This window comes from Rhodococcus sp. PML026, from assembly GCF_000963615.1.
GTDB lineage: Bacteria > Actinomycetota > Actinomycetes > Mycobacteriales > Mycobacteriaceae > Rhodococcoides > Rhodococcoides fascians.
Genome location: NZ_KQ031371.1, coordinates 219,022 through 241,062 on the forward strand (window position 1 = coordinate 219,022; position 22,041 = coordinate 241,062).

General features: G+C 65.0%; 19 protein-coding genes and 1 other RNA gene. 10 read left to right on the forward strand and 10 right to left on the reverse strand.

Features of this window, described 5'->3' with window-relative positions; translation table 11 throughout:
- Positions 1-62 precede the first annotated feature (62 nt).
- From VF34_RS08605 to VF34_RS08620, 4 genes are read left to right on the forward strand one after another with little or no spacing between them, the layout of a single operon-like run.
- Entirely contained in the window at positions 63-713 is a 651-nt protein-coding gene (locus tag VF34_RS08605; RefSeq protein WP_027497407.1) for an ABC transporter permease, read from the forward strand.
- Positions 706-1,902: an ABC transporter ATP-binding protein gene (locus VF34_RS08610; RefSeq protein ID WP_027497408.1), complete on the forward strand. Its 1,197-nt coding sequence runs from the start codon at positions 706-708 to the stop codon at positions 1,900-1,902. Before VF34_RS08605 ends, VF34_RS08610 begins: the two co-directional genes overlap by 8 nt.
- Complete coding sequence (locus tag VF34_RS08615; protein ID WP_027497409.1) at positions 1,899-2,684, forward strand: ABC transporter permease; 786 nt, start codon at positions 1,899-1,901, stop codon at positions 2,682-2,684. Before VF34_RS08610 ends, VF34_RS08615 begins: the two co-directional genes overlap by 4 nt.
- Complete coding sequence (locus tag VF34_RS08620; RefSeq protein ID WP_032374375.1) at positions 2,684-3,667, forward strand: glycine betaine ABC transporter substrate-binding protein; 984 nt, start codon at positions 2,684-2,686, stop codon at positions 3,665-3,667. Before VF34_RS08615 ends, VF34_RS08620 begins: the two co-directional genes overlap by 1 nt.
- On the opposite strand, the gene VF34_RS08625 is transcribed toward VF34_RS08620, so the two are convergent.
- The 3 genes from VF34_RS08625 to VF34_RS08635 all read right to left on the reverse strand — a co-directional run bounded on the left by VF34_RS08625 (position 3,664) and on the right by VF34_RS08635 (position 9,861).
- Positions 3,664-6,711 carry a bifunctional [glutamine synthetase] adenylyltransferase/[glutamine synthetase]-adenylyl-L-tyrosine phosphorylase gene (locus tag VF34_RS08625; RefSeq protein WP_032374376.1) on the reverse strand — a complete coding sequence of 1,016 codons (3,048 nt, stop codon included), beginning with the start codon at positions 6,709-6,711 and terminating at the stop codon, positions 3,664-3,666. The two genes, VF34_RS08620 and VF34_RS08625, sit on opposite strands and share 4 nt — an antisense overlap.
- Positions 6,712-6,853: 142 nt before the next feature.
- Positions 6,854-8,194, reverse strand: a complete 1,341-nt coding sequence (gene glnA / locus VF34_RS08630; RefSeq protein ID WP_027497412.1) for a type I glutamate--ammonia ligase — start codon at positions 8,192-8,194, stop codon at positions 6,854-6,856.
- Between the two features lie 101 nt (positions 8,195-8,295).
- Entirely contained in the window at positions 8,296-9,861 is a 1,566-nt protein-coding gene (locus VF34_RS08635) for an alpha/beta hydrolase (RefSeq protein WP_032374550.1), read from the reverse strand.
- 83 nt (positions 9,862-9,944) lie between these two features.
- Between VF34_RS08635 and VF34_RS08640 the strand changes: the two genes are divergently transcribed.
- From VF34_RS08640 to pip, 4 genes are all read left to right on the forward strand, one after another.
- Positions 9,945-11,669: an NAD+ synthase gene (locus tag VF34_RS08640; protein WP_032374377.1), complete on the forward strand. Its 1,725-nt coding sequence runs from the start codon at positions 9,945-9,947 to the stop codon at positions 11,667-11,669.
- Positions 11,670-11,812: 143 nt separating this feature from the next.
- Positions 11,813-12,664: a 3-methyl-2-oxobutanoate hydroxymethyltransferase gene (gene panB / locus VF34_RS08645; RefSeq protein WP_032368131.1), complete on the forward strand. Its 852-nt coding sequence runs from the start codon at positions 11,813-11,815 to the stop codon at positions 12,662-12,664.
- A gap of 41 nt (positions 12,665-12,705) precedes the next feature.
- Positions 12,706-13,155, forward strand: a complete 450-nt coding sequence (locus VF34_RS08650) for a hypothetical protein (RefSeq protein ID WP_045841259.1) — start codon at positions 12,706-12,708, stop codon at positions 13,153-13,155.
- 1 nt (position 13,156) lies between these two features.
- Positions 13,157-14,113, forward strand: coding sequence for a prolyl aminopeptidase (gene pip / locus VF34_RS08655; protein WP_032374378.1), 957 nt, complete (start codon positions 13,157-13,159; stop codon positions 14,111-14,113).
- On the opposite strand, the gene VF34_RS08660 is transcribed toward pip, so the two are convergent.
- The 5 genes from VF34_RS08660 to VF34_RS08675 form a co-directional block, all read right to left on the reverse strand.
- Positions 14,103-15,548: an RNB domain-containing ribonuclease gene (locus tag VF34_RS08660; protein ID WP_032374379.1), complete on the reverse strand. Its 1,446-nt coding sequence runs from the start codon at positions 15,546-15,548 to the stop codon at positions 14,103-14,105. The two genes, pip and VF34_RS08660, sit on opposite strands and share 11 nt — an antisense overlap.
- A gap of 2 nt (positions 15,549-15,550) precedes the next feature.
- Positions 15,551-15,733, reverse strand: coding sequence for a hypothetical protein (locus VF34_RS08665; protein WP_027497419.1), 183 nt, complete (start codon positions 15,731-15,733; stop codon positions 15,551-15,553).
- Between the two features lie 59 nt (positions 15,734-15,792).
- An RNA gene (gene rnpB, locus VF34_RS24310) (RNase P RNA component class A) lies at positions 15,793-16,232 on the reverse strand.
- 25 nt (positions 16,233-16,257) lie between these two features.
- Entirely contained in the window at positions 16,258-17,628 is a 1,371-nt protein-coding gene (locus VF34_RS08670) for an MFS transporter (protein WP_052063049.1), read from the reverse strand.
- 29 nt (positions 17,629-17,657) lie between these two features.
- Positions 17,658-18,218, reverse strand: coding sequence for a TetR/AcrR family transcriptional regulator (locus VF34_RS08675; RefSeq protein WP_032374551.1), 561 nt, complete (start codon positions 18,216-18,218; stop codon positions 17,658-17,660).
- A gap of 89 nt (positions 18,219-18,307) precedes the next feature.
- Here VF34_RS08675 and VF34_RS08680 point away from each other — a divergent pair, with 89 nt between their 5' ends.
- Both VF34_RS08680 and VF34_RS08685 read left to right on the forward strand, forming a co-directional pair.
- Positions 18,308-18,832 carry a DUF1697 domain-containing protein gene (locus VF34_RS08680; protein ID WP_045841260.1) on the forward strand — a complete coding sequence of 175 codons (525 nt, stop codon included), beginning with the start codon at positions 18,308-18,310 and terminating at the stop codon, positions 18,830-18,832.
- Positions 18,829-20,079: an SLC13 family permease gene (locus VF34_RS08685; RefSeq protein ID WP_032374382.1), complete on the forward strand. Its 1,251-nt coding sequence runs from the start codon at positions 18,829-18,831 to the stop codon at positions 20,077-20,079. The genes VF34_RS08680 and VF34_RS08685 overlap by 4 nt, the downstream gene beginning before the upstream one ends.
- A 19-nt stretch (positions 20,080-20,098) precedes the next feature.
- Here VF34_RS08685 and VF34_RS08690 read toward each other — a convergent pair whose 3' ends face one another.
- Together VF34_RS08690 and VF34_RS08695 are read right to left on the reverse strand one after the other, a co-directional pair.
- Positions 20,099-21,211 carry a bifunctional RNase H/acid phosphatase gene (locus tag VF34_RS08690; protein ID WP_032374383.1) on the reverse strand — a complete coding sequence of 371 codons (1,113 nt, stop codon included), beginning with the start codon at positions 21,209-21,211 and terminating at the stop codon, positions 20,099-20,101.
- The gene (locus VF34_RS08695) at positions 21,208-21,945 is read right to left on the reverse strand and encodes a zinc ribbon domain-containing protein (RefSeq protein ID WP_032374384.1); all 738 of its coding nucleotides are present in this window, start codon (positions 21,943-21,945) and stop codon (positions 21,208-21,210) included. The genes VF34_RS08690 and VF34_RS08695 overlap by 4 nt, the downstream gene beginning before the upstream one ends.
- Positions 21,946-22,041: the final 96 nt, after the last annotated feature.

Sequence of the window (22,041 nt, forward strand, 5' to 3'; positions counted from 1 at the left end):
TGATAGTCGGTACGCGGGGTAAAGACAACTACCGCTACCGGCGAACAGAGGACGACGACTGCATGGATGCACTGTGGGATTTCATCGTCGGGCGGCGAAGGCAGTTGGCGATCGATTCGTATCTCCACGTGTCGGCCGTCATTCAATGCGTTGTCATTGCAACCGTCATCGGGGTGGCGATCGGTGTGCTCGTGTACCGAAGCCCCGCGGGCTCCGCAGTCGCCACGGCCCTGGCGAGTACGGTGCTCACCATTCCGTCGTTCGCACTGCTCGGAGTTCTCATTCCGGTGCTGGGTCTGGGCGTCAAACCCACTGTGACAGCTCTTGTTCTGTATTCGCTTCTCCCTATCATTCGAAACACCGTGGTGGGCTTGGCAGCCGTCGATCCGGCCGTTGCCGACGCGGCCCGCGGAATCGGAATGAGCCGCGCTCTGGTGTTGCGCCGCATCGAGATCCCACTCGCGTGGCCGTCGATCCTCACCGGCATGCGCGTCAGTACGCAGATGGCCATGGGCATTCTCGCCATCGCCGCGTACGCCAAGGGTCCCGGACTCGGCAACCTCCTCTTCTCGGGCCTCGCCCGCGTGGGTAGCCCCACAGCTCTACCGCAGGCTCTGACCGGCACTGTCCTGATCGTCCTGCTGGCGTTGATCCTCGATGGGATCTACGTGTTGATCGGCAAACTGACCACCTCGAGGGGTATCCGTGAGTGACTCGACCCGTACATCGAATGTCTCCGGCGCGGAAATCGTGCTCGAGAACGTGACCAAGAGCTACCCGGGGCAGAAGCTCGCTGCCGTCGACAACGTGTCGATGACCATCCCCGCGGGCGAGGTCGTCGTACTCGTCGGGCCGTCCGGTTGCGGCAAGACGACGACGATGCGCATGATCAACCGTCTGATCGAGCCGACATCGGGCCGCATCACGATCGGTGGCAAGGACGCACTGTCGATCGATCCGAACGAGTTGCGCCGCACCATCGGTTATTCCATTCAGCAGGCAGGCCTGTTCCCGCACATGACGATTGCGCAGAACGTCGGGATGGTGCCGGGTCTCATCGGGTGGAACAAGAAGCGAATCGACGACCGCACGGACGAGATGCTGGACCTCGTCGGCCTCGATCCGGCGGTCTATCGCCAGCGTTATCCGCGGCAGCTCTCCGGCGGTCAGCAGCAACGCGTCGGAGTCGCACGCGCTCTTGCCGCCGATCCCCCGGTGCTGTTGATGGACGAACCGTTCGGTGCCGTCGACCCCATCACCCGCGGGTTGCTGCAGGACGAATTGATGCGTCTGCAAGCAGAATTGGGCAAGACCATCGTTTTCGTCACGCACGATTTCGACGAGGCGGTCAAGCTCGGTGACCGCATCGCCGTGCTCGGTAACCAGTCCACGATCCTCCAGTACGACACCCCCGAGGCGGTGCTCGCCAACCCGGCCGACGACACCGTGGCCGGGTTCGTCGGAGCCGGAGCCGCGTTGAAGCAGCTGACGTTGATGCGAGTACGCGACATCGAGCTGTCCGACGTGCCGGTGTTCGGCGAGGACGACTCGGTGGAGTCGATGAACTCCGCGCTGGGATCGGATCCCGAAGCCTGGGGAATCATCGTCGATTCCCGTAGACGCCCGATTCGGTGGACGGATCGACGCCACCTCGCGGGTGTGGGGAGCCTCCGTGACGTCGGGGTGCCGATGGGAGAACTGGTGTCGACCCAGTCGACCCTGCAGGATGCTCTGGAAGCTCTACTGTCCGAGGGCAATGCGACGGCGACCGTCACCGGCAATCGCGGCGAGTACGTCGGCACCGTGACCATCGACGTGCTGATCGACACCATCAAGTCGTTGCGGTCGCAACACGCGAACGATCACGACGAGCCGCGCGAAGCTGCTGGGACTCCGTCGTGACGACACTCGCCGATACCGGCGACGAGACCAAGGACGCCGCGCGTACCGCCAAGCGCGCCGAGCGAATTCGTCTTCTCATCCAGCCGGCCCTGGTGCTGGTGATCGTGGCGATTCTGTTGGTCTACGCGTTGACCAGAGACCTCACCGCGACGCAGGCCGAGACGATCAACATCAGCACGATCTCCACCCGGGTTCTCGAGCATGTGCTGATCACCTTCGTCGTCACCGCGTTGGTGCTCGTCATCGCCGTGCCTCTGGGAATTCTGTTGACTCGCAACGGGTATCGCAAAGCTGCACCACTGTTCATCGGTATCGCGAACATCGGGCAGGCCGCACCGGCCGTCGGCTTGCTGGTGTTGTTGTTCCTGTGGACGGGCGCAACGGGTTTCTGGACCGGCGTTCTCCCGATCGCGTTCTATTCGTTGCTCCCCGTTCTGCGCAACACCATGTTGGGCTTTCAGACAGTCGAGCCGAACTACATCGATGCCGCTCGCGGACAGGGCATGTCGAACATGGGCATTCTGCGCCGCATCGAATTTCCGCTCGCGGTTCCGTTCATCCTGGCGGGTCTGCGCACCTCGCTCGTGCTCGCCGTCGGCACCGCAACTCTGAGCTTTCTCGTCGGAGCAGGCGGGCTCGGCGTGCTGATCGACACCGGCTACAAGCTCAACCAACCACTCATTCTCGTCGTGGGTGCCGTTCTCGCGGTAGCACTCGCGCTGCTGGTGGATTGGCTGGGCGCACTCGCCGAGGCCTACCTCGGACCGAAAGGACTCCGCTGATGCGGCGCACCACCCGACGACTCGCGGCGCTCTGCGCCACCACCGCTCTCGCGCTGACGGGGTGCGGATTGCAGTCCGGCGGGGCGATGCCGTTGTCGGTCGAGGCGGGCAGCATCACTCCGCTCGAGGGGCTCGAAGGTGCCGAGTTCACCGTCGGATCGAAGGATTTCACCGAGCAGATCATCCTCGGCTACATCCTCGAATTCGCGCTCAGCGCAGCCGGTGCCGACGTTCGCGACCTCACCAACATCGTCGGCTCGCAGAGCGTTCGACTCGCGATGCAGAACGGCCAGGTGGACCTCGCCTACGAATACACCGGAACCGGGTGGATCAACTACCTGGGTAACGAGAAGCCCATTCCCGATGCCACGGAACAATTCGAGGCAGTGCGCGATGCCGACAAGGCCAACGGCATCGACTGGGTCAATCCCGCGCCGATGGACAACACCTACGCGCTGGCCATGAATCAGCAGGTCGCGCAGGAGACCGGTGTGCGCACGCTGTCGGACTACGCCGCTCTGGTGAACCGAGATCCTGCCGCCGCATCGCTGTGCGTCGAGACCGAGTTCAACAGTCGCCAGGACGGACTCCCCGGCCTCGCCGCCACCTACGGTTTCGATGCCAACGCCATCTCCGTGCAGATTCTGCAGACCGGCGTCATCTACCAGGCAACTGCGGACGGTTCGCAGTGCCGATTCGGTGAGGTGTTCACCACCGACGGCCGAATCAAGGGCCTGAACCTGACCGTGGTCGAGGACGACAAGGCGTTCTTCCCGCGATACAACGCGACTGTCGTCGTGCGGCAGGAGATCGCCGATCGCTATCCGGAGATAGCCGAGGTCACCGCGCCCATTTCCGCTGCGCTCACCAACGAAGCGATCTCGGAGTTGAACAAGCAGGTCGACATCGACGGCCGTGAGCCCGCGGATGTCGCGCGCGACTGGATGGTGAAGCAGGGCTTCGTCACCGCAGGCAGCGACTAGAGTCCGCCGAACGTCCTCTCCACGACTGCCTTGGCTCGACGCGTGACGCGCAGGTAGTTGTCGAGGAATGCCCCGGCGTCGCCGTTCTCCCACCCCGCCACCTGTGCGACGGCGGACAGGACGGCACCCGGTCTCGGCAGTTGGTCGGTCGGCTTACCGCGAACCAGGACGAGCGCATTGCGCGCTTTCGTCGCCAGGATCCACGCTTCGCGCAGCAGCTCGATGTCGGTCTCACTCATCAGCTCGGCTGCGCCGATCGCGTCGAGGGATTGCAGCGTCGAGGTGTTGTGCAGTGACTGGACCTTGTGTGCGTATCGGAGCTGGATGAGCTGTACGGTCCACTCGATGTCCGCCAGTCCCCCACGTCCGAGCTTGGTGTGAGTGGCCGGGTCGGCTCCCTTGGGGAGACGCTCGGAGTCGATCCGCGCCTTGATACGCCGAATTTCACGGACGGCGTCGGCAGACACTCCACCCTCGGGGTAGCGCACCTTGTCGGCCATCAGCAGGAATCGGATGCCCAGGTCCTGATCGCCCGCGACCTGATGCGCACGCAGCAGAGCTTGCACCTCCCATGCCTGAGCCCACTGGGCGTAGTACGCGGCGTAGGACGACAGCGTGCGCACCACCGGGCCGTTGCGACCTTCCGGGCGCAGGCCGGTGTCGACTTCGAGCGGAGGGTCCGTGCTCGGCGCTCCGAGCAGTTTGCGGATGCGATCGGCAATGGTGTTGGCCCACTTGACCGCAACGGTCTCGTCGACGCCGTCCACCGGTTCGCAGACGAACAGCACGTCGGCGTCGCTTCCGTAGCCGAGTTCGCCGCCGCCCAGGCGTCCCATACCGATGACGGCCAAGGTTGCCGGTGCCGGTTCGCCGCGCTCGATTTCGCTGGCTCTGATGGCAGCGGCCAGAGCGGCATTGATCACGGCGGCCCACACCGACGACAGCGCCCGACACACCTGAGGTACGTCGAGCATGCCGAGGATGTCTGCCGACGCCACCCGTGCCAGCTCGTGACGCCGCAGCGCCCTCGCCGCGTTGATCGCTCGCACCGGATCCTCGTACCGAGCCGAGGACGACAGGATGGCGCGGTAGGTCTCCTCCGGCTCGACGTCGAGCAGACGCGGGCCGGTGGGGCCGTCGGCGAACAAGCGAATGACCTCGGGGGCCTTGATCAGCAGATCCGGCACATAGGCCGAGGATCCGAGCACGATCATCAGCCGTTGCGCCACTGCGCCTTCGTCGCGAAGTACCCGCAGGAACCACGTCTGCTCCCCCGCCGACTCCGAGAGCCGGCGGTAATTGAGCAGTCCCGCATCCGGGTCGGGGGTGTCTGCGAGCCATTCGAGCAGGGTCGGCAGCAGCACGGCCTGAATCTGACCGCGGCGAGTACCGGAACCGACCAGCGCTCGCAGGTGGCCCAACGCATTCTGCGGCGTCGCATATCCCAGCGCGGCAAGCTGACGCGTCGCCGCGTCGGGGGTCAAACGCACTGTCTCCGAGTCGAACTTGACCACCGAATCGAGCAACGGCCGGTAGAAGAGCTTCGCATGCAGCCGACGGATGCGCTGGGCATTCCTCTTGATCTCGGCGTTCAGTACACCGAGCGCATCGCGATTGCCGTCGGGTCGCATGTGCGCGGAACGCGCGAGCCACCGCAGACCTTCCTCGTCGTCCGGTGGAGGCAGGGTGTGTGTGCGGCGCATCCGCTGCAATTGCAGTCGGTGCTCGATCAATCGCAAGAATTCGTAGGACGCGGTCAGATTCGCGGCGTCGTCACGGCCGACGTACCCGCCCTCGGTCAGAGCCGTCAGGGCATCGGTCGTGCCCAGTACGCGCAACGACTCGTCTGTTCGGCCGTGCACCAATTGCAGGAGCTGGACGGCAAATTCGACGTCGCGCAGACTGCCGCGTCCGAGTTTGATCTCCCGTTCGCGCAGCTCGGTCGGCACCATCTCCTCGACCCGTCGCCGCATCGCGCGGACCTCGGGCACGAAGTCCTCACGCTGACTGGCCAGCCACACCATCGGATTGACGGCATCGACGTAATCGTTGCCGAGGGCGATATCGCCGGTCATCGGCCGAGCCTTGAGCAGGGCCTGGAACTCCCAGGTCTTGGCCCAGCGCTTGTAGTAGGCCACGTGCGAGTCGAGCGTGCGAACCAGCTCGCCGCGCTTACCTTCGGGGCGAAGCGCAGCGTCGACCTCGAAGAACGCCGAGGACCCGATGCGCATCATCTCGCCGGCGATCCGACTCGCCTGTGAGTCCGCCGGCTCGGCGACGAACACGACATCGACGTCCGAGACGTAATTGAGTTCGCGCGCACCGCATTTGCCCATGGCGATGACGGCCAGCCGCGTCGGACACGGGGCATCGGGGCACACGGTCGCCACCGCCACCGACAGAGCCGCAGTGAGCGCCGCGTCTGCCATGTCGGACAGTTGAGCTCCCACCACCGTGTACGGCAGGACCGGTTCGTTCTCGACGGTCGCGGCGAGGTCGTAGGCGGCCAACACCATGATCTGGTCGCGGTACTTCTTGCGCAGGGCGATCACGGCGGGCGGGCCGGTGACGGACGCCCGGTACAGATCGGGTGCGGCATTGGGCCCGGTCTCCGGCTCGGCCCCGACGGCCTCGAGCAGTTCTGCGACCAGCGTTGCCTTGCTGGGCAACTGGATCTTCGCCGAGACACCGCTGCTCTGACCTTCCGCGGTCAGTAACAACCGCCAGGTGGTGTCGTCGGCAACGAGGTGGTCGGCGAGCGCACTGGACGCGCCGACGAGTCCCAGGAGGCGGCCGCGGAATCCCTTGTCGTTACGCAGTGCGGTGTCGAATTCGGCCCAGCCACTGCCGAGCATCTCGTACATGCGCACCAGCGTGCGCAGTGCGAGATCGGCGTTGGGGGCACGCGAGAGCGACCACAGCAGCTCCAGACTCTCTTCGCCCGTCCAGCCCAGGGTGCGCAGATCGGACGGCGCAGTCTCCTCGACGAGACCGAGGCGGCCAGGTCCGGGTACGACCGACCTGGAAGTGGGAGGACGCACCATCAGAATCCACCTCGGGGTGCCACAGATATACCTCGTCGTCAGTAATGCGACGCGAGGGTGCCCACGCCGGCATCGAACCTACATTCGGGATCGATTAAAACGTAGCCCATGGCTGCGGTGGGTTGTTACAGACCCCGCTGCTCTACAAACCGAGGTACGCCCTCAGCTCGTACGGCGTGACGTGGCTGCGGTATTCCTCCCACTCGCGACGCTTGTTGCGCAAGAAGAAGTCGAACACGTGCTCGCCCAGTGCTTCTGCGACCAGCTCGGAACCCTCCATCGCGTTGAGCGCTTGGTCGAGGTTGCCCGGCAGTTCCTTGTAGCCCATGGCGCGACGCTCCGCGGAGGTCAATGCCCACACGTCTTCCTCGGCCTCGGGAGGAAGGGTGTACCCCTTCTCGATTCCGCGCAGGCCTGCCGCGAGCAGCACCGCGAACGCGAGATACGGGTTGCAGGCCGAATCGGGGCTACGAATCTCGACGCGTCGCGACGACGCCTTGTTCGGGGTGTACATGGGCACACGAATCAATGCCGACCGGTTGGCCGGTCCCCAGGATGCAGCGGTCGGGGCTTCGCCACCACGCACGAGACGCTTGTACGAGTTGACCCACTGGTTGGTCACGGCACTGATCTCGTTGGCGTGCTCGAGGATGCCGGCGATGAAGGACTTGCCGGTTTCGGACAGCTGCATCGGATCGTCCGGGTTGTGGAAGGCGTTGGCGTCGCCCTCGAACAAACTCATGTGCGTGTGCATCGCCGAGCCGGCCTGGTCGCTGAACGGTTTGGGCATGAACGTCGCGCGCACGCCCTCTTCGATGGCGACTTCCTTGACCACGTAGCGGAAGGTCATGATGTTGTCGGCCATGGACAGTGCGTCCGCGTACCGCAGATCGATCTCCTGCTGGCCCGGCGCTGCCTCGTGGTGGCTGAACTCGACCGAGATGCCCATCGACTCGAGCGCGTCGATGGCATGCCTGCGGAAGTTCGGAGCCGAGTCGTGCACGGCCTGGTCGAAGTAGCCGCCGTTGTCTGCCGGGGTCGGCGGTGAGCCGTCCTGGGGAGCGTCTTTGAGCAAGAAGAATTCGATCTCGGGGTGCACGTAGCAGCTGAATCCGAGGTCGGCTGCCTTGCTCAGCTGGCGACGCAGCACGTGGCGCGAATCGGCCCAGGACGGCGAGCCGTCGGGCATGGCGATGTCGCAGAACATGCGGGCAGAGTGCTGGTGACCCTTGCTGGTCGACCACGGCAGAATCTGGAACGTCGACGGATCCGGCTTGGCGACGGTGTCGGCCTCGGAGACGCGGGCGAATCCTTCGATGGCGCTGCCGTCGAAGCCGATTCCCTCGTCGAATGCACCTTCGAGTTCAGCGGGCGCGATGGCCACCGATTTGAGGTACCCGAGGACGTCGGTGAACCAGAGGCGGACGAAACGAATGTCGCGCTCTTCGAGAGTCCGGAGCACGAATTCCTTTTGACGATCCATGAACGCGAGAGTAAGCAAACGGAGTTAAATCTGTGTTACATCGTGAATTCAGTCTCACTTCGTGGAACTCTCCGCTCACCGCGCGCCCGGTGAGGTATGTGTCAGCAGACCAGTCCTTCGCCTGGTGGGACGAGGTCCACCAGGTAGTTCGTCAGCGGATCGTCGATGCACTCCACTCCCGAGAACGCCACCGTGTGTTGCGTGCCGTTGTAGGTGACCAGGTCGCCGCGCAGCTGGTCGGCCAGTTCCACGCCCGCTTGGTAGGGCGTCGCCGGATCGTTCGTCGTCGAGACCACCACCAGCGTGGGCAGCCCCTCCGCCTCCACGATGTGGGGCTCACTGGTGTTCGGCACCGGCCAGAACGCACACAGATCCAGCGGCGCGTTCCCGGTGGAGCGGCCGTCGTCGAGGTACGGCGCTGCCGCTCGGAACCTGGCGTCGGCCTCGTCGGCCTCCCCCCGGTCGGTGGTCGGCGGGCCGTCGACGCATCGGACGGCGTTGAACGCGTCGTCGATGTTGGTGTAGCTACCGTCCTCGAGCCGTCCGGAGTAGGTGTCGGCGAGGCGCAGCAGCGTGTCTCCCCTGCCCTCTCGCAGTTCGCTAAGTCCGGCGCGCAGCAATCGCCAGAGCTGCGGTGAGTACAGCGCCTGTTGCGCTCCGGTGATCGCGTCGTCGTAGCTCAATCCGCGCGGATCGGTAGTGTCGGCGGGCGTGTCGACCAGCGGGTCGACCAAGGTCCGGAACTGCGCCACGGCCTGGGACGGATCGGTGCCGAGCGGGCAGGTATCCGTCTGCGTGCAGTCCGCAGCGAACTGGTCGAACGCGGTCTGGAACGCCGCACCCTGGGCGACGGCCTCGTCGACGGGCGACTGGTCGGGATCGAGTGCTCCGTCGAGCACCATGGCCCGCACGTTCGACGGGAACGCCTCGGCGTAGGCGGTACCGATGCGTGTCCCGTACGAGTACCCGACGTACGTGAGCTTCTCGTCGCCGAGCACTGCGCGGATGACATCCATGTCGCGGACGACTTCACGGGTGCCGACGTGTTCGAGCACGTCGGCCCCGGTGCGTTCGACACATTGCGCCGCGTAGTCACGATGATCGGCTTCGGTGGCGGCGATCCCTTCCGGGCTGACGTCGACGTCCGGTTCCCGACGCTCTTCGTCGACTCCCTCGGACGTCAGGCAGCGCACTTCGGGTTCGGAGGCCCCGATTCCACGTGGATCGAATCCGATGCGGTCGAACCGGTCGGCGATCGGGGTGCCGTCGGCTTGCTCGGCGAGGTAGAGCCCCGACGATCCCGGACCGCCCGGGTTCATCAGGATCGACCCGATCTTCTCCCCCGTCGCCTGTGTGCGTGAGATCGCGATGTCGATGGTCTTGCCGCCCGGATCGGCGTAGTCGAGTGGCACGGTCACTCGGTCGCACTGGACTGCGTCGCCGAGTTCGGACCCATCCGTGTTGTAGGACTCGCACGATTCCCACTGCAGATTCTGGGTGTAGAACGCCTCGAGCCCGGCAGGAACAGGACCGGCCGGAGCCGAGAACGTGGAGTCGGACGCGGTGGACGGATCGGGGTCGGCACCGGGCCCGGGCGCGGAGCAGCCGGCGAGGACGAGGGCGACTGCGGACAGTGCCACGACCGACGTCGTGGTGCGCGTTCTCATGAGTCGATCGTGCCAGGTCTTTCCGGCCACACTCCATTCTCGCTGCCCGGCAGGGACGGCCGTCGAGCACTAGCGTCTACACGGTGCAGGCCCTCAGACTCGCCCTCGCCCAGATCAATCCCGTCGTCGGCGATCTCGAAGCGAATGCGGCGGCAATCGTCGATTGGACCGTCCGTGCCGCCCATGACGGTGCCAACGTGGTCGTGTTTCCGGAGATGGCCCTGACCGGGTATCCGGTCGAGGATCTGGCGTTGAATCCGTCGTTCGCCGCGGCATCGGCGCGGGCACTGACGGGGCTGGCGGAGTCCCTGGACCGAGCGGGGTGCGGCGATCGCATCGTCGTGGTCGGGTATCTCGACCGCGATGTCGAGGGCTCGAGAAACAGCGCGGCGGTGATCGTCGACGGCCGGGTCGCAGCTCGGTACGACAAGCATTCATTGCCCACCTACCGGGTGTTCGACGAGGCACGTTATTTCGCGCCCGGCTCCCGTTTGAGCATCGTGACGGTCAACGGCATGCGACTCGGACTCGTTGTGTGCGAGGATATCTGGCAACCCGGTGGATCCGTTGCCGCCTACGCCTCGGCCGGAGTCGATCTACTGCTGTGCCTCAACGCGAGCCCCTTCGAGCAGGGGAAGGACACGATTCGTCACTCTGTCGTCCAGCGCCGAGCCACCGAGATCGGGACCCCCATCGCGTACGTGAACGCGGTCGGCGGTCAGGACGAGCTGGTGTTCGACGGGGGAAGTCTCGTGCTCGGTCCCGACGGCTCGACGTGGGGCCGGGCTCCGCAATTCGTCGAGCACTTGCTGATCGTCGACGTGGATGCCCCCGCGGATCCGGTCGCGGACTCCCCCGCGGTGGCGGGCTGGACGATCGATCGCGTCGCTCTGCCCGACGTCGCGATCAGCGGCTGGCAGCGTACCGAGCCGTCCCTGGCTCAGCCCCTCGGCGCCGAGGAACAGGTGTGGGGCGCGTTGGTGACCGGGCTACGAGATTACGTGCACAAGAACGGCTTTCGTGCGGTCACCCTCGGTCTGTCCGGTGGAATCGATTCGGCGGTCGTCGCCGCCATCGCCGTCGATGCCCTCGGCGCTGACGCGGTGTACGCAGTGTCGATGCCCTCGGAGTTCTCCTCGGAGCATTCGCGCGTCGATGCCGAGGATCTCGCCGCGCGCACCGGCATTCACTTTCGAACCGAACCGATTTCCCAGATGGTCGCCGGCTTCGTCGACCAGCTGCACTTGACCGGCGTGGCCGAGGAGAACGTCCAGGCGAGATGCCGGGGAATCGTGTTGATGGCGCTGTCCAACACCTTCGGCCATCTGGTCCTTGCCACCGGGAACAAGTCCGAACTGGCGGTGGGTTATTCGACGATCTACGGCGACGCGGTCGGCGGCTTCGCACCGATCAAGGACGTGCCCAAGACGCTGGTCTGGGGATTGGCGCGCTGGCGCAACGAGTCCGCGATCGACCGCGGAGACGTCCCGCCGATCCCCGAATCGAGCATCGACAAGCCGCCCTCGGCCGAGCTTCGGCCGGGTCAGCTCGATACCGATTCACTGCCCGACTACGACACCCTCGACGCCATCCTGTTTCGGTACGTCGACCACGATCAGGGCGTCGCAGACATCGTCGCGGCGGGTTTCGACGCGTCCGTCGTGGCGGACATCGTGCGCAAGGTGGACACAGCGGAATACAAGCGGCGGCAGTATCCGATCGGCACCAAGGTCACCTCGCGGGCGTTCGGGCGCGATCGCCGGATGCCGATCACGGTCGGGAGGGGCGCGTACGAGCCCCCGATGTGACGATCAGCTGTTGGCGCGACTGTGACAAATTGCACTCCCTACCAGCATTCCTGCGACGGAAGGGCGGTGGCAGACTGAGCACGTCATCACACCCCATCCCGGGGACCCGCCAGGCGGGCCTCGAGGACCAGAAAGGGACAAAGATGTCCGAAAATGCTGTGTACGGCGGTTCGTCCACCGAATCTCCGGCGACCGCGCTGACCCGCAAGACCCGTACCCACCATCTGCTGCAGATGAAGGCAGAGGGTGAGCGCTGGGGAATGCTGACGGCGTACGACTACTCCAGTGCCCGCATCTTCGAGGAAGCCGGCGTGCCTGTGCTTCTCGTCGGTGACTCCGCGGCCAACGTCGTGTACGGCTACGACACCACCGTGCCGATCACCGTGGACGAGTTGCTTCCTCTCGTACGTGGAGTGGTACGCGGCGCACCGCACGCGCTCGTCGTCGCAGATCTGCCCTTCGGTACCTACGAAGCCTCACCGCAGCAGGCCCTCGAAACCGCTGTTCGTTTCATGAAGGAAGGCCTCGCGGGCGCGGTGAAGCTCGAGGGCGGCGAGCGGGTCGCACCGCAGATCGCCGCCATCACCGCTGCCGGCATCCCCGTCATGGCCCATGTGGGATTCACCCCGCAGAGCGTCAACACCCTCGGCGGATTCCGCGTTCAGGGTCGCGGTGACGCGTCCGAACAACTCGTCGCCGACGCCATCGCCGTACAGGAGGCAGGTGCCTTCGCCGTCGTCATGGAGATGGTCCCCGCCGACATCGCCGGCCAGGTCACCCGCAAGCTCACGATCCCGACGGTCGGCATCGGAGCGGGCAACGAATGCGACGCTCAGGTTCTCGTGTGGCAGGACATGGCCGGATACACCAACGGCAAGACCGCCAAGTTCGTCAAGAAGTTCGCCGACGTGGGCGATTCGCTGCGCACCGCAGCCACCACGTACATGTCCGAGGTGCGCTCGGGAGTCTTCCCCGGACCCGAACACAGCTACTGACCGTCGTCGTCTGATCCCGGTTCGGATGGCACACTCGGGCCATGACAATCAGACGGGGTACGACGTCCATTGCAGGACGAAGCGCAGTCGCACTGGTCGGTGCGGCTGCGCTTCTCGCCGTAGTGGGGGCATGCAGCACCGACACGACCAATACCGGTTCGTCGTCGACCACAACGACCGCTCCGAGCACGACGGTGGCGACGACGACTCCTGCGGGAGCGGCTGTCACCGATGCCCAGAAGCAGCAGCTGTGCACCGATCTCGAAGCGCAGCTGTCGAATTGGCGCGTGCAGGGCCCCACTCTCGGCCGCGGCGGTCTGAACATTCTGGTGCAGACCTGGGCTGCGCAGAGCGGCGTCATCAATCTCCAGGTGGTGCAGAATCGCGCGCTCGTCGACGACATCACGAAGGAAACGTGCTCGGACGTGCGGGACGAGGCCATCCGCTCCCTCGACATCCCGGATCTGGCCTCCGGTCTGGTCGGTTTCTAGGATGCGCACCTTGTACCCGGAGATCGAGCCCGTGCAGACTGGTCACCTCGACGTCGGCGAGGGGCAGCGGATCTACTGGGAGATCTCCGGCAACCCCGACGGCGAACCGGTGGTGTTCGTGCACGGCGGTCCCGGCGGTGCCACCAATCCACTGCAGCGTCGCTACTTCGATCCGCAGGTCTACCGCATCGTGTTGTTCGATCAGCGAGGCTGCGGGCTGTCGACCCCACATATTGCCGACGGGGCAGATCTGTCGGTCAACACCACCGATCGCTTGATCTCCGACATGGAGAAACTCCGCGAGCACCTGAACATCGACACCTGGTTGGTGTTCGGCGGATCCTGGGGCTCCACGTTGTCGCTGGCCTACGCACAGACGCATCGCGAGAGGGTGCGAGGACTCGTGCTCCGAGGAATCTTCCTCGTCCGGCCGTCGGAGATCGACTGGTACTACCGCGGCGGTGCCGGACACATCTTCCCGGACCTGTGGGAGGAGTTTCTCGCCCCCATTCCGGAAGGGGAACGAGACGGGGATCTGGTCGAGGCATATCACCGACAGTTGATGTCCGAGGACGACGCTGCCGCGACCCGGGCCGCGGTGGCGTGGTCGTCGTGGGAGGCAGCGACGAGTTACCTGCTCCCGAAACCCGATGCTGTACAGCATAATTCGGATGCGCGTTTCGCTCGCGCCTTCGCCGGAATCGAGAACCACTATTTCCGCAACGGGTGCTTCCTCGAAGAGAACCAGTTGCTACGCGACGCGCACCTGCTCGACGGTATTCCTGGTGTGATCGTGCAGGGCCGCTACGACGTGGTGTGCCCGGCCACGAGCGCGTGGGCACTGCACAAGGCCTGGCCGAGTGCAGATCTGGTGATCGTCGACGATGCCGGCCATTCTGCGGCCGAGCCGGGCATCGTCCACCACCTGGTCGAGGCGACCGACCGATTCAGGCCGTGACAGACGGATAGTCGAATCGGACTGTGCGCGAGTCGGTGTCGGCCCGAGTCAATCGGACCTTCACCGACTCCCCCGCAGGCGGCTCGCCGTCGCACTTGCCCATGACTATCGGTTCGGACACGAGCACCTCGGCGTCGCGCTTGCCCTCGGCACCGCGCAGCACCACTGCGTCGAACGTATGACCTACGCGATCTTCGAGCACGTGCGCTTCGGTCAGATCGATGCAGGCTCGGTCCACTTTCGATGCTGCAGAATCCGATCCACGCATGATCGCCGGTAGCTCCGGCAGCGCCTGCGCCGCCCACTCGGGGACGGGCACACCGGCGACCACGGCCAGACACACCTCGGTGGCGAACCGATCCGACAGCCGTCGCAACGGGGCCGTCACATGGGCGTACGGCGCTCCGATACCCGAGTGTTCGACGGAATCGTCGGTGCCGGGTGCATCGATGGTCGAGTTCGGGGTCCGACTGTCGAACGCCGAATAGTCCGCTCCCCGAAGCAATCCCGTGGCCTGAGTCATCATCGCCAGAGTCGACGGTTCGTCGGTGGGCAGGCCGGCGAGTACCGCGCCGGCGGACGCGCCGGCGGGCCACTCGATTCCGAGTGCGTTCGCGGTCTTCTTCAGGGTCTCGACGGCCTCGGGCGGTGCGGGCGGAAGCGTGCGTACGATGCCGATTCCGGCGTCGAGCATGATTCTGGCTGCGCACATGCCCGTCAGCAAGGACACCTCGGCGTTCCAGCCGTCCACTGCTGTTCGCGGTTGCAGAACGATTCGCCAACCGTGCCCGTCCGGAACCACTTCCTGCTCGGGGAGCGTGATGTCGATGGCTCCTCGACGCCTCGCTGCCTCCGCCCGTAGGTGTCCGAACTCGGCAAGGGCAGCGATCGACGGGTGCGGTGTGCCGGCGTCGAAGTCGGCTTGCACTCCCGCGTAATCGAGACGCGCGGTCGAACGCACGAGCGCCCGGGTGACGGTCCACGCCGCGGCTTCACCGACGTCGTCGAGTTCGATGGTCCACAGCGCAGCGCAGCGAGTCTGGCCCTCCAACAGGCTTCCCGAGCCCTCCGACAACTCACGCGGGTGCAAGGGAACAGATCCGTCGGGGAGATAGTACGTCTGGCCGCGTCGGCGGGTTTCCACGTCGAGCGCTCCCCCCGGCATCACCAGCGCACCCACGTCGGCGATCGCGTAGTGCACCACCAAGCCGTTGGCCGTCTTCTCGATGTGTACGGCTTGATCGAGGTCCTTCGAGCCGGGTGGGTCGATGGTGACGAAAGGAATGTCGGTGCGGTCGATTCTGCTGTCGGCGTGCAGGTCTCGGGCTTCGATCGCGTCGCGCATCACGTCTGCGTCGAAGACATCGGACAGACCGAACTCGGATCTGATGGACTCGAAATCGAAGTTCGGAGCCCTCAGCCGGGTGAGCAGCACCGTCAGTTGTTCCAGTCGTCGTCGGAGTCGGCGGCCTTGTTGCGGGCGGCTGCGATCTTCAGCGCCTGCTCTGCGGTGGCCTTGTCCGGATACGGACCCATGCGGTCGAGGGCATTGGTCTCCTTGCCCTGCACAACCTGCTTGGTGCTGATGTCGTAGTACCAGGAGCTGTCGTCGTCGGTCATGACTTCCAGTGTGCCCCATACAGCCACGCCGCAGGTGTACCGCGCGAGAAATTGGAGTGCGAACGAGTCGGCCTGTAAGCCGGATCCTGTGCATCGACCCGCTCTCGCGAGATCGAATAGACGACCATCCATCTGGGCACACCGTTGCCGGGTACCTCGAGCAGTCCACCCGCAGGCTCGGGCGAGCAGCCCTCGAGCACCTGCGCAGCTGCACCCCTTGCGCGGTGCAGCCTTCGACCTTGCTCCGGGCGGGGTTTACCTAGCCACCCCAGTCACCTGGGATGCTGGTGCGCTCTTACCGCACCGTTTCACCCTGACCTGCGTTTCGTTTCCGAAGAACCGAACCGCAGGCGGTCTGTTTTCTGTGGCACTGTCCCGCGAGTCACCTCGGGTTGCCGTTAACAACCGCCCTGCTCTGTGGAGTCCGGACTTTCCTCGGCCCGAAGCGGAACGGAACCTGTCCGTCGGTACTTCGAGCCGCAGCCGTCCAGCCAACTCGTTCGCGATTGCGTACTCTACCCGCCTCACGTCGGATGCCCGGCGATTGCCCGGCCATGAAGAACAGAGGCACTCACGATGGCCGCGGCAGCGGTGACGACCACCCCCACCCAGGCGGCGGACGTGTAGGCATCCTCTCCGGGGAAGGTGGAGCCCGGACTCGTTCCGGCGGCGAGTACCAGACCACCGACCGCGCTTCCGAAAGAGAATCCGACACTGCGCACCACCTGGTTGATACTCATGACGCTCGAGGTCTCCGCGGAGGGCACCACCGGCAGCACGACGGCCGGCAGCACGGCCGAAAAGCTTCCGACTCCGAAACCCAGAATCGCCATCACCGCACAGAGTTCAACGACGCCGGCGCGGGTACCGGCGAACAAGGCGAGAGCCACCAGAACGATCAGTGCGCTGACCGTCAGCGCGCTGGCTGCCCCCACCCGAGGCAGCGCTCTGGGTACCAGCTTGCCGGCGAGAAATCCGAACACCGAGAACGGAACCAGGACGAGGCCCGCCGCGAACACGTCGAGGCCGAAACCGTATCCGGCACCGGAAGGCGTCTGCGCGTAGCGCGTAGCGAGGGTCAGCAGCAGATACATTCCGATGCCGCCGAGAAACATTGCGCCGTTCGCTCCGACCACGGCCCTGTGACGAAACAACCGAAGATCGACGAGCGGCGCCGAGCTTCTCAGTTCGACGCGTACCCATATGCCCGCAGCGACGACCGCGATTGCAGCCAGCACCCCCGCCGTCCAAGGGCGGCTACTCCACAGCGCGGTCTCACTGATGAGAACGAGCACCAGGGTGAGAGGGAGCGCCAGCAGCACCGCACCCGGAACGTCGATCCGGGTCGCACGCTTGCGCGTCGAGGCAGGAACAACTCGCAGAGCAACGGCAAACGCCATGACCGTCATCGCAGCACCGAATCCGTAGGCGAGCCGGAGACCGCCGTGCTCGGCCAGAAACCCCGACAATGGATAGCCCACACCGACACCCGCAGTAGACGCGACCGACAACAAAGCGATGGTCGATCCGGACCGCTTGTCGGACAGATGATCTCGCACCACACCCATCAGCATCGAAGTCAGGGCCAGTCCCACTCCCTGGGCTGCGCGGCCGAGGAGCAGCCAGGAGAAGGACAGCGGCAGTGCGGTCAGAATGCCTCCGGCCGAGACGACGCCCAGTGTCCCGAGTATTGCTGCCCGTCGATGCGGACCCGATCCGAGGCGGCCCAGAACCGGTGTCGTGACGGCACCGGTCAACAAAGCCAACGTCAACGTCCATTGCGCACTGGAGAGGGAGACGTCGAAAGTGGTTGCGACGCTGGTGATCAGCGGGGCACCGAGGCTACCGACAGCGGCGACGACGACTCCGACGAACAACAGAGAAGGCACGAACATTCGTGATTCGTCGTGCTCGGAGCCGGAGATCAACGGTTCGTCTCGCTCGTGATGTGGTCGAACAATCCGGCGTGGATACGAGTGCCCACTCCGTTCGCCCAGGGTTGGTCGACGTCATGAATCTGCAGGGCCGCGCCACTGTTGCGCAGCATGCCGAACGCCAGAAACGCTTTGACGGTCACGGCGTCGAGACCGGTGACCTCTACGACGGTGTTCCACATCCGGCCGAACGCCTCTCGAACGGCGTCGCGCACCTCTTTGTCGCCACACGCGGCGAGGCCCTGCAGCTGCAGCAGGAGTGAGGTTCGATCCTCGAGCATGGCGTAATAGCACTCCCCCATCGAGGCCAAGGCTTGCTGACCGGTGGCAGTACCTGCGGCCTCGCGCATCCCATCCGCCACACGGTCGAACGACGCGACCACCAGCTCGGAGAAGAGTGCCTTCTTGGTTCCGAATATTCGAAAGATGTAAGCCTGGGTGATCCCTGCTTCGCGGGCGATCCTGTCGGTCGAACCGCCGTGCAGTCCGGACGCTGCAAATTCGTCTGCCGCTATCCGCAGTATTTGCTGCCGTCGTTCCGGGCCTGTCATCCGTCCTCTCTGCGCCATACCGCCAAGTTACTGGTTACTAACTACTTACTTCAATGGTTGTTCTCGTGCGCTTCACTACAGTTCCTTCCATGAGTGAATGGGTTGTGCTGCTGCGCGGCATCAACGTCGGCGGCATCAACATCAAGATGGTCGACCTCCGCGCAGCTCTGGCCTCGGCCGGCTTCACGAATGTCCGCACGATTCTGGCGACCGGCAACGTACTGCTGCAGTCTCCGCTGGCGGCCGCCGCCCTGAAAGCGCAGGTGGAGAGCACGCTCGCCGAGGCGTTCGGCTACCGAGCCTGGGTTGTCGCACTCGACGTCCCGACACTGAGGGCGATAGTGGAGTCCTACCCGTTCGACGCCGAACGGGAGGGCTGGCATCCTTATGTAGTGTTCGGTAACGACGATAGCCATTTGACCGAATTGTCCGCTCTTGCAGTGGAACTCGACTCCGATCTCGAGAGGATTGCCGAGGGGAACAGCGTGCTCTACTGGGAGGTGCGCAAGGGCAACACCACCGACAGTACGTTCGGAAAAGCCACGGCGAAGGCGAAGTACAAGGCCACGACCACCACGCGGAACGTCCGCACTCTCGTGAAGATTCTCGCGTGACCGTTCTCGCTGCGGCATTGGTCGCCGCCGTTCTCGTATTCGCCATCGTTCGCCCGCGCGGTCTTCCCGAGATCGTTGCTGCACTTCCAGCGGCCGCAGTTGTTCTTCTCGTCGGCCTCGTCAGCCTCGACGCGGCCCGTGAGCAGGTACTCGAACTCGCACCCACCGTCGTCTTTCTGGCGTTCATCCTGATCCTGGCGCATCTGTCGGATGCCCTCGGTGTGTTCACCTGGATCGCTGCGAAGCTACGCCGCGGATCCAAGGGCAGCCCCCGCAGACTGCTGACCCTCGTGTTCGCCGCTGCCGCTGCCACCACAGCCGTACTGAGCCTCGACGCCACCGTTGTTCTGCTGACACCGGCCATCATCGGTGCCGCTCGGATCCTGGGGATGTCGCCGCGTCCACACAGTTACGCCACTGCGCACCTGTCCAATTCGGCGTCGACCTTGCTGCCGGTGTCGAATCTGACCAACCTGCTGGCCTTCGCTGCGACGGGCCTGACCTTCCTGCACTTCACCGCGCTCATGGCACTGCCGTGGATGTTCGCGGTCGCCATCGAACTGGCGGTGTTCCTGATCTTCTTCCGCAAGGATCTGACCCGCACTGCGACACCGACGGACTCCGCGACCGAACACAGCACTGACGACGTCCCAGCACCGCGAAGCACACTCGTCATCCTCGGCGCGACATTGATCGGCTTCGCCGTGGCAGGACTGTTCGATATCGAACCGTTCTGGGTGGCTGCCGTGGGGTCGATTGCGCTCGCGATCCCGGCACTTCGAGCTCGCCACACCACGCCTCGCGCGATTCTGCGCGGTGCCGATCTGCCGTTCTGTGGCTTCGTCTTCCTTCTCGGAATCGTCGTTCTCGGCGTGACGACGGGCCCGATCGGCGACTGGCTGGCGCGAATTCTGCCGTCCGACACCACCTTCGCGTCCCTGTTGGCCGCAGCTGCCATTGCGGCGGTGGCGTCGAACATCGTCAACAACCTGCCCGCAACGTTACTGCTCCTGGCGGCCTTCGGCGCGGACGCTCCCCCGGCGCTGCTGTTGGCCATGGTGATCGGCGTGAACCTCGGTCCTAACCTGACCTACGTCGGTTCACTGGCGATCATGTTGTGGCGACGCGTCGCATCGGCCAACGACGAGCCGGCGGATCTGAGGACGTTCACCATTCTCGGCGTCATCACGACTCCCCTGACCATCGTCGGTGCAGTGGCGGGCTTGTGGCTGGCGCTGCAGATCTGAGACCCGCACCTCCACAGGGTCAGGTCAGGTGAGACGTGTCGTTGACCAATTTCACCGATGCCCCGCCGTCGGGGTAGAACTCGGCGATGCTCAGCGACGCGAGGTCCAGGTGCATTCGGTAGAGCAGTGACGGTCCGACGTCCAGTGCCAGTTGCAGCAGTGTTTTGATCGGCGTCACGTGTGTCACGACGACGATCGTCTTGCCCGCGTACTCTCCGATCAGTCGATCGCGTGCCGCTTCGATTCGAGTGCGCACTGCGTCGAAACTCTCACCGTTGGGCGGGGCCACCGAGGTGTCACCCAGCCAGGCCCGATGTTGTTCGGGATAGCGGTCTTTCGCCTCCGCGAAGGTCAGACCTTCCCAGTCGCCGAAGTCCGTTTCGGTCAGTTCGTCGACGGTGGTCACGTCGAGTCCGAGTGCACCTGCCGCGGCGTCGGCGGTCTGTCGGGCGCGGCCGAGGGGGGACGAGACGATCGCTGCGATGTCGTCGTGTCCGCCGAGCCGTGCCGCTGCAGCGGTGGCCTGTCGAACCCCCAGCTCGGTCAGTTCCGGATTTCCGCGACCCGAGTATCGCCGGTCGACCGACAGCGCGGTCTGGCCGTGGCGCAACAACAACATTCGGGTGGGGTCGCCCACTGCACCGGTCCACCCGGGGGCCGCCGCGGGTTGCTTCGCGGCCGGTTCGGAATCGGGCAGATCAGGGAGGTCGATCCCCTTGGCCGCGGCGTCCATCGCCTCGTTCGCCAGACCGTCGGCGTGTGAGTTCTGCTCCCGCGGAATCCATTGGAAGGTGACGTGATCGAACGTCCGAGCAAGCTCCGCCGCTCGGCGATTGAGCGGAATCATGTCGGGATGCTTGACCTTCCAGCGTCCCGACATCTGTTCGACGACGAGTTTGGAGTCCATCCGAACGTCGACCTCGCGGGCACCGACGTCCGCGGCTGCCGTCAACGCAGCGATGAGGCCCCTGTACTCGGCCACGTTGTTCGTTGCGATTCCCAGCGCCTCCCGGCGTTCGGCCAACACCTCGCTGCGATCTGCCGAGAACACCACGGCTCCGTACCCGGCGGGACCCGGGTTGCCGCGGGAGCCGCCGTCGGCTTCGACGACGACCCGTTGCGCGGCACTCAAATTCCGGACTCCTTGGTGCGCACCAGGATTGCGTTGCATTCCGAGCAACGAACCAGAGCGTCGGCAGGCTTGTTGGCAATGCTCGCGATCTCGTTGCGATCGAGCTCGATTCGGCATGCGCCACATCGGCGGGCCTGCAGCAATGCTGCGCCTCGACCGGTCAGTGCGCGCTGCTTCTCGTACAGCGCCAGCAGATCGGCCGGCATGCCCGAGATCAATGCCTCGCGACGCTCGGCGCTCCGCTTCTCGGCGACGTCCAGGTCTGCGACAGCGTCGTCGCGGCGACGACCGGCGTCGACCATTTCGTCCTCGATCTGCGTCAGCTGCGCCCCGGCGTGTTCGTAGTCGCGTTCGCTGGCCTCGCGCTGTTCCATGACTTCGAGCAGTTCTTCCTCGAGGATGCTCTGCCGCCGTTCGAGACTGCCGAGCTCGTGCTGCAGCTCGGTCATCTGCTTGGGCGCAATCGTGCCGCTCTCGAGCATCTTCTTGTCGCGCGCCTCGCGCTGGCGAACGGCATCGACTTCGCCCTCGAGCTTGCGGATGTCGCGATCGAGGTCATCCATCAAGATCTGCACCGTGACGGCAGCATCCTTGCGGGTGATGCGCTCGGCCTCGAGTTTGTCGACCTCCTGCTGCTCGGGGAGGGTCTTTCGGCGATGGGCGATCTGCGAGAGTTCGGTATCCACACCGGCCAATTCGAGTAGCGAGGCCTGGACTTTGGGATCGACGTTCACGCTAGATGACTCCTGCGACTATGGAAGTTGATTCCGATTACCCTACCGGCTGCGCAGAACGTACCGAGCCGGATCCGTGTACTCCCCCGGTCGCGG

What these genes read in the sequence shown, in the direction of transcription:
- VF34_RS08605 (WP_027497407.1), top strand. Translation starts at nt 63, where the DNA reads ATGGATGCACTGTGGGATTTCATCGTCGGGCGGCGAAGGCAGTTGGCG.
- VF34_RS08620 (WP_032374375.1), top strand. Translation starts at nt 2,684, where the DNA reads ATGCGGCGCACCACCCGACGACTCGCGGCGCTCTGCGCCACCACCGCT.
- VF34_RS08625 (WP_032374376.1), bottom strand. Translation starts at nt 6,711, where the DNA reads ATGGTGCGTCCTCCCACTTCCAGGTCGGTCGTACCCGGACCTGGCCGC.
- glnA (WP_027497412.1), bottom strand. Translation starts at nt 8,194, where the DNA reads ATGGATCGTCAAAAGGAATTCGTGCTCCGGACTCTCGAAGAGCGCGAC.
- VF34_RS08635 (WP_032374550.1), bottom strand. Translation starts at nt 9,861, where the DNA reads ATGAGAACGCGCACCACGACGTCGGTCGTGGCACTGTCCGCAGTCGCC.
- panB (WP_032368131.1), top strand. Translation starts at nt 11,813, where the DNA reads ATGTCCGAAAATGCTGTGTACGGCGGTTCGTCCACCGAATCTCCGGCG.
- VF34_RS08650 (WP_045841259.1), top strand. Translation starts at nt 12,706, where the DNA reads ATGACAATCAGACGGGGTACGACGTCCATTGCAGGACGAAGCGCAGTC.
- pip (WP_032374378.1), top strand. Translation starts at nt 13,157, where the DNA reads ATGCGCACCTTGTACCCGGAGATCGAGCCCGTGCAGACTGGTCACCTC.
- VF34_RS08665 (WP_027497419.1), bottom strand. Translation starts at nt 15,733, where the DNA reads ATGACCGACGACGACAGCTCCTGGTACTACGACATCAGCACCAAGCAG.
- VF34_RS08670 (WP_052063049.1), bottom strand. Translation starts at nt 17,628, where the DNA reads ATGTTCGTGCCTTCTCTGTTGTTCGTCGGAGTCGTCGTCGCCGCTGTC.
- VF34_RS08675 (WP_032374551.1), bottom strand. Translation starts at nt 18,218, where the DNA reads ATGACAGGCCCGGAACGACGGCAGCAAATACTGCGGATAGCGGCAGAC.
- VF34_RS08680 (WP_045841260.1), top strand. Translation starts at nt 18,308, where the DNA reads ATGAGTGAATGGGTTGTGCTGCTGCGCGGCATCAACGTCGGCGGCATC.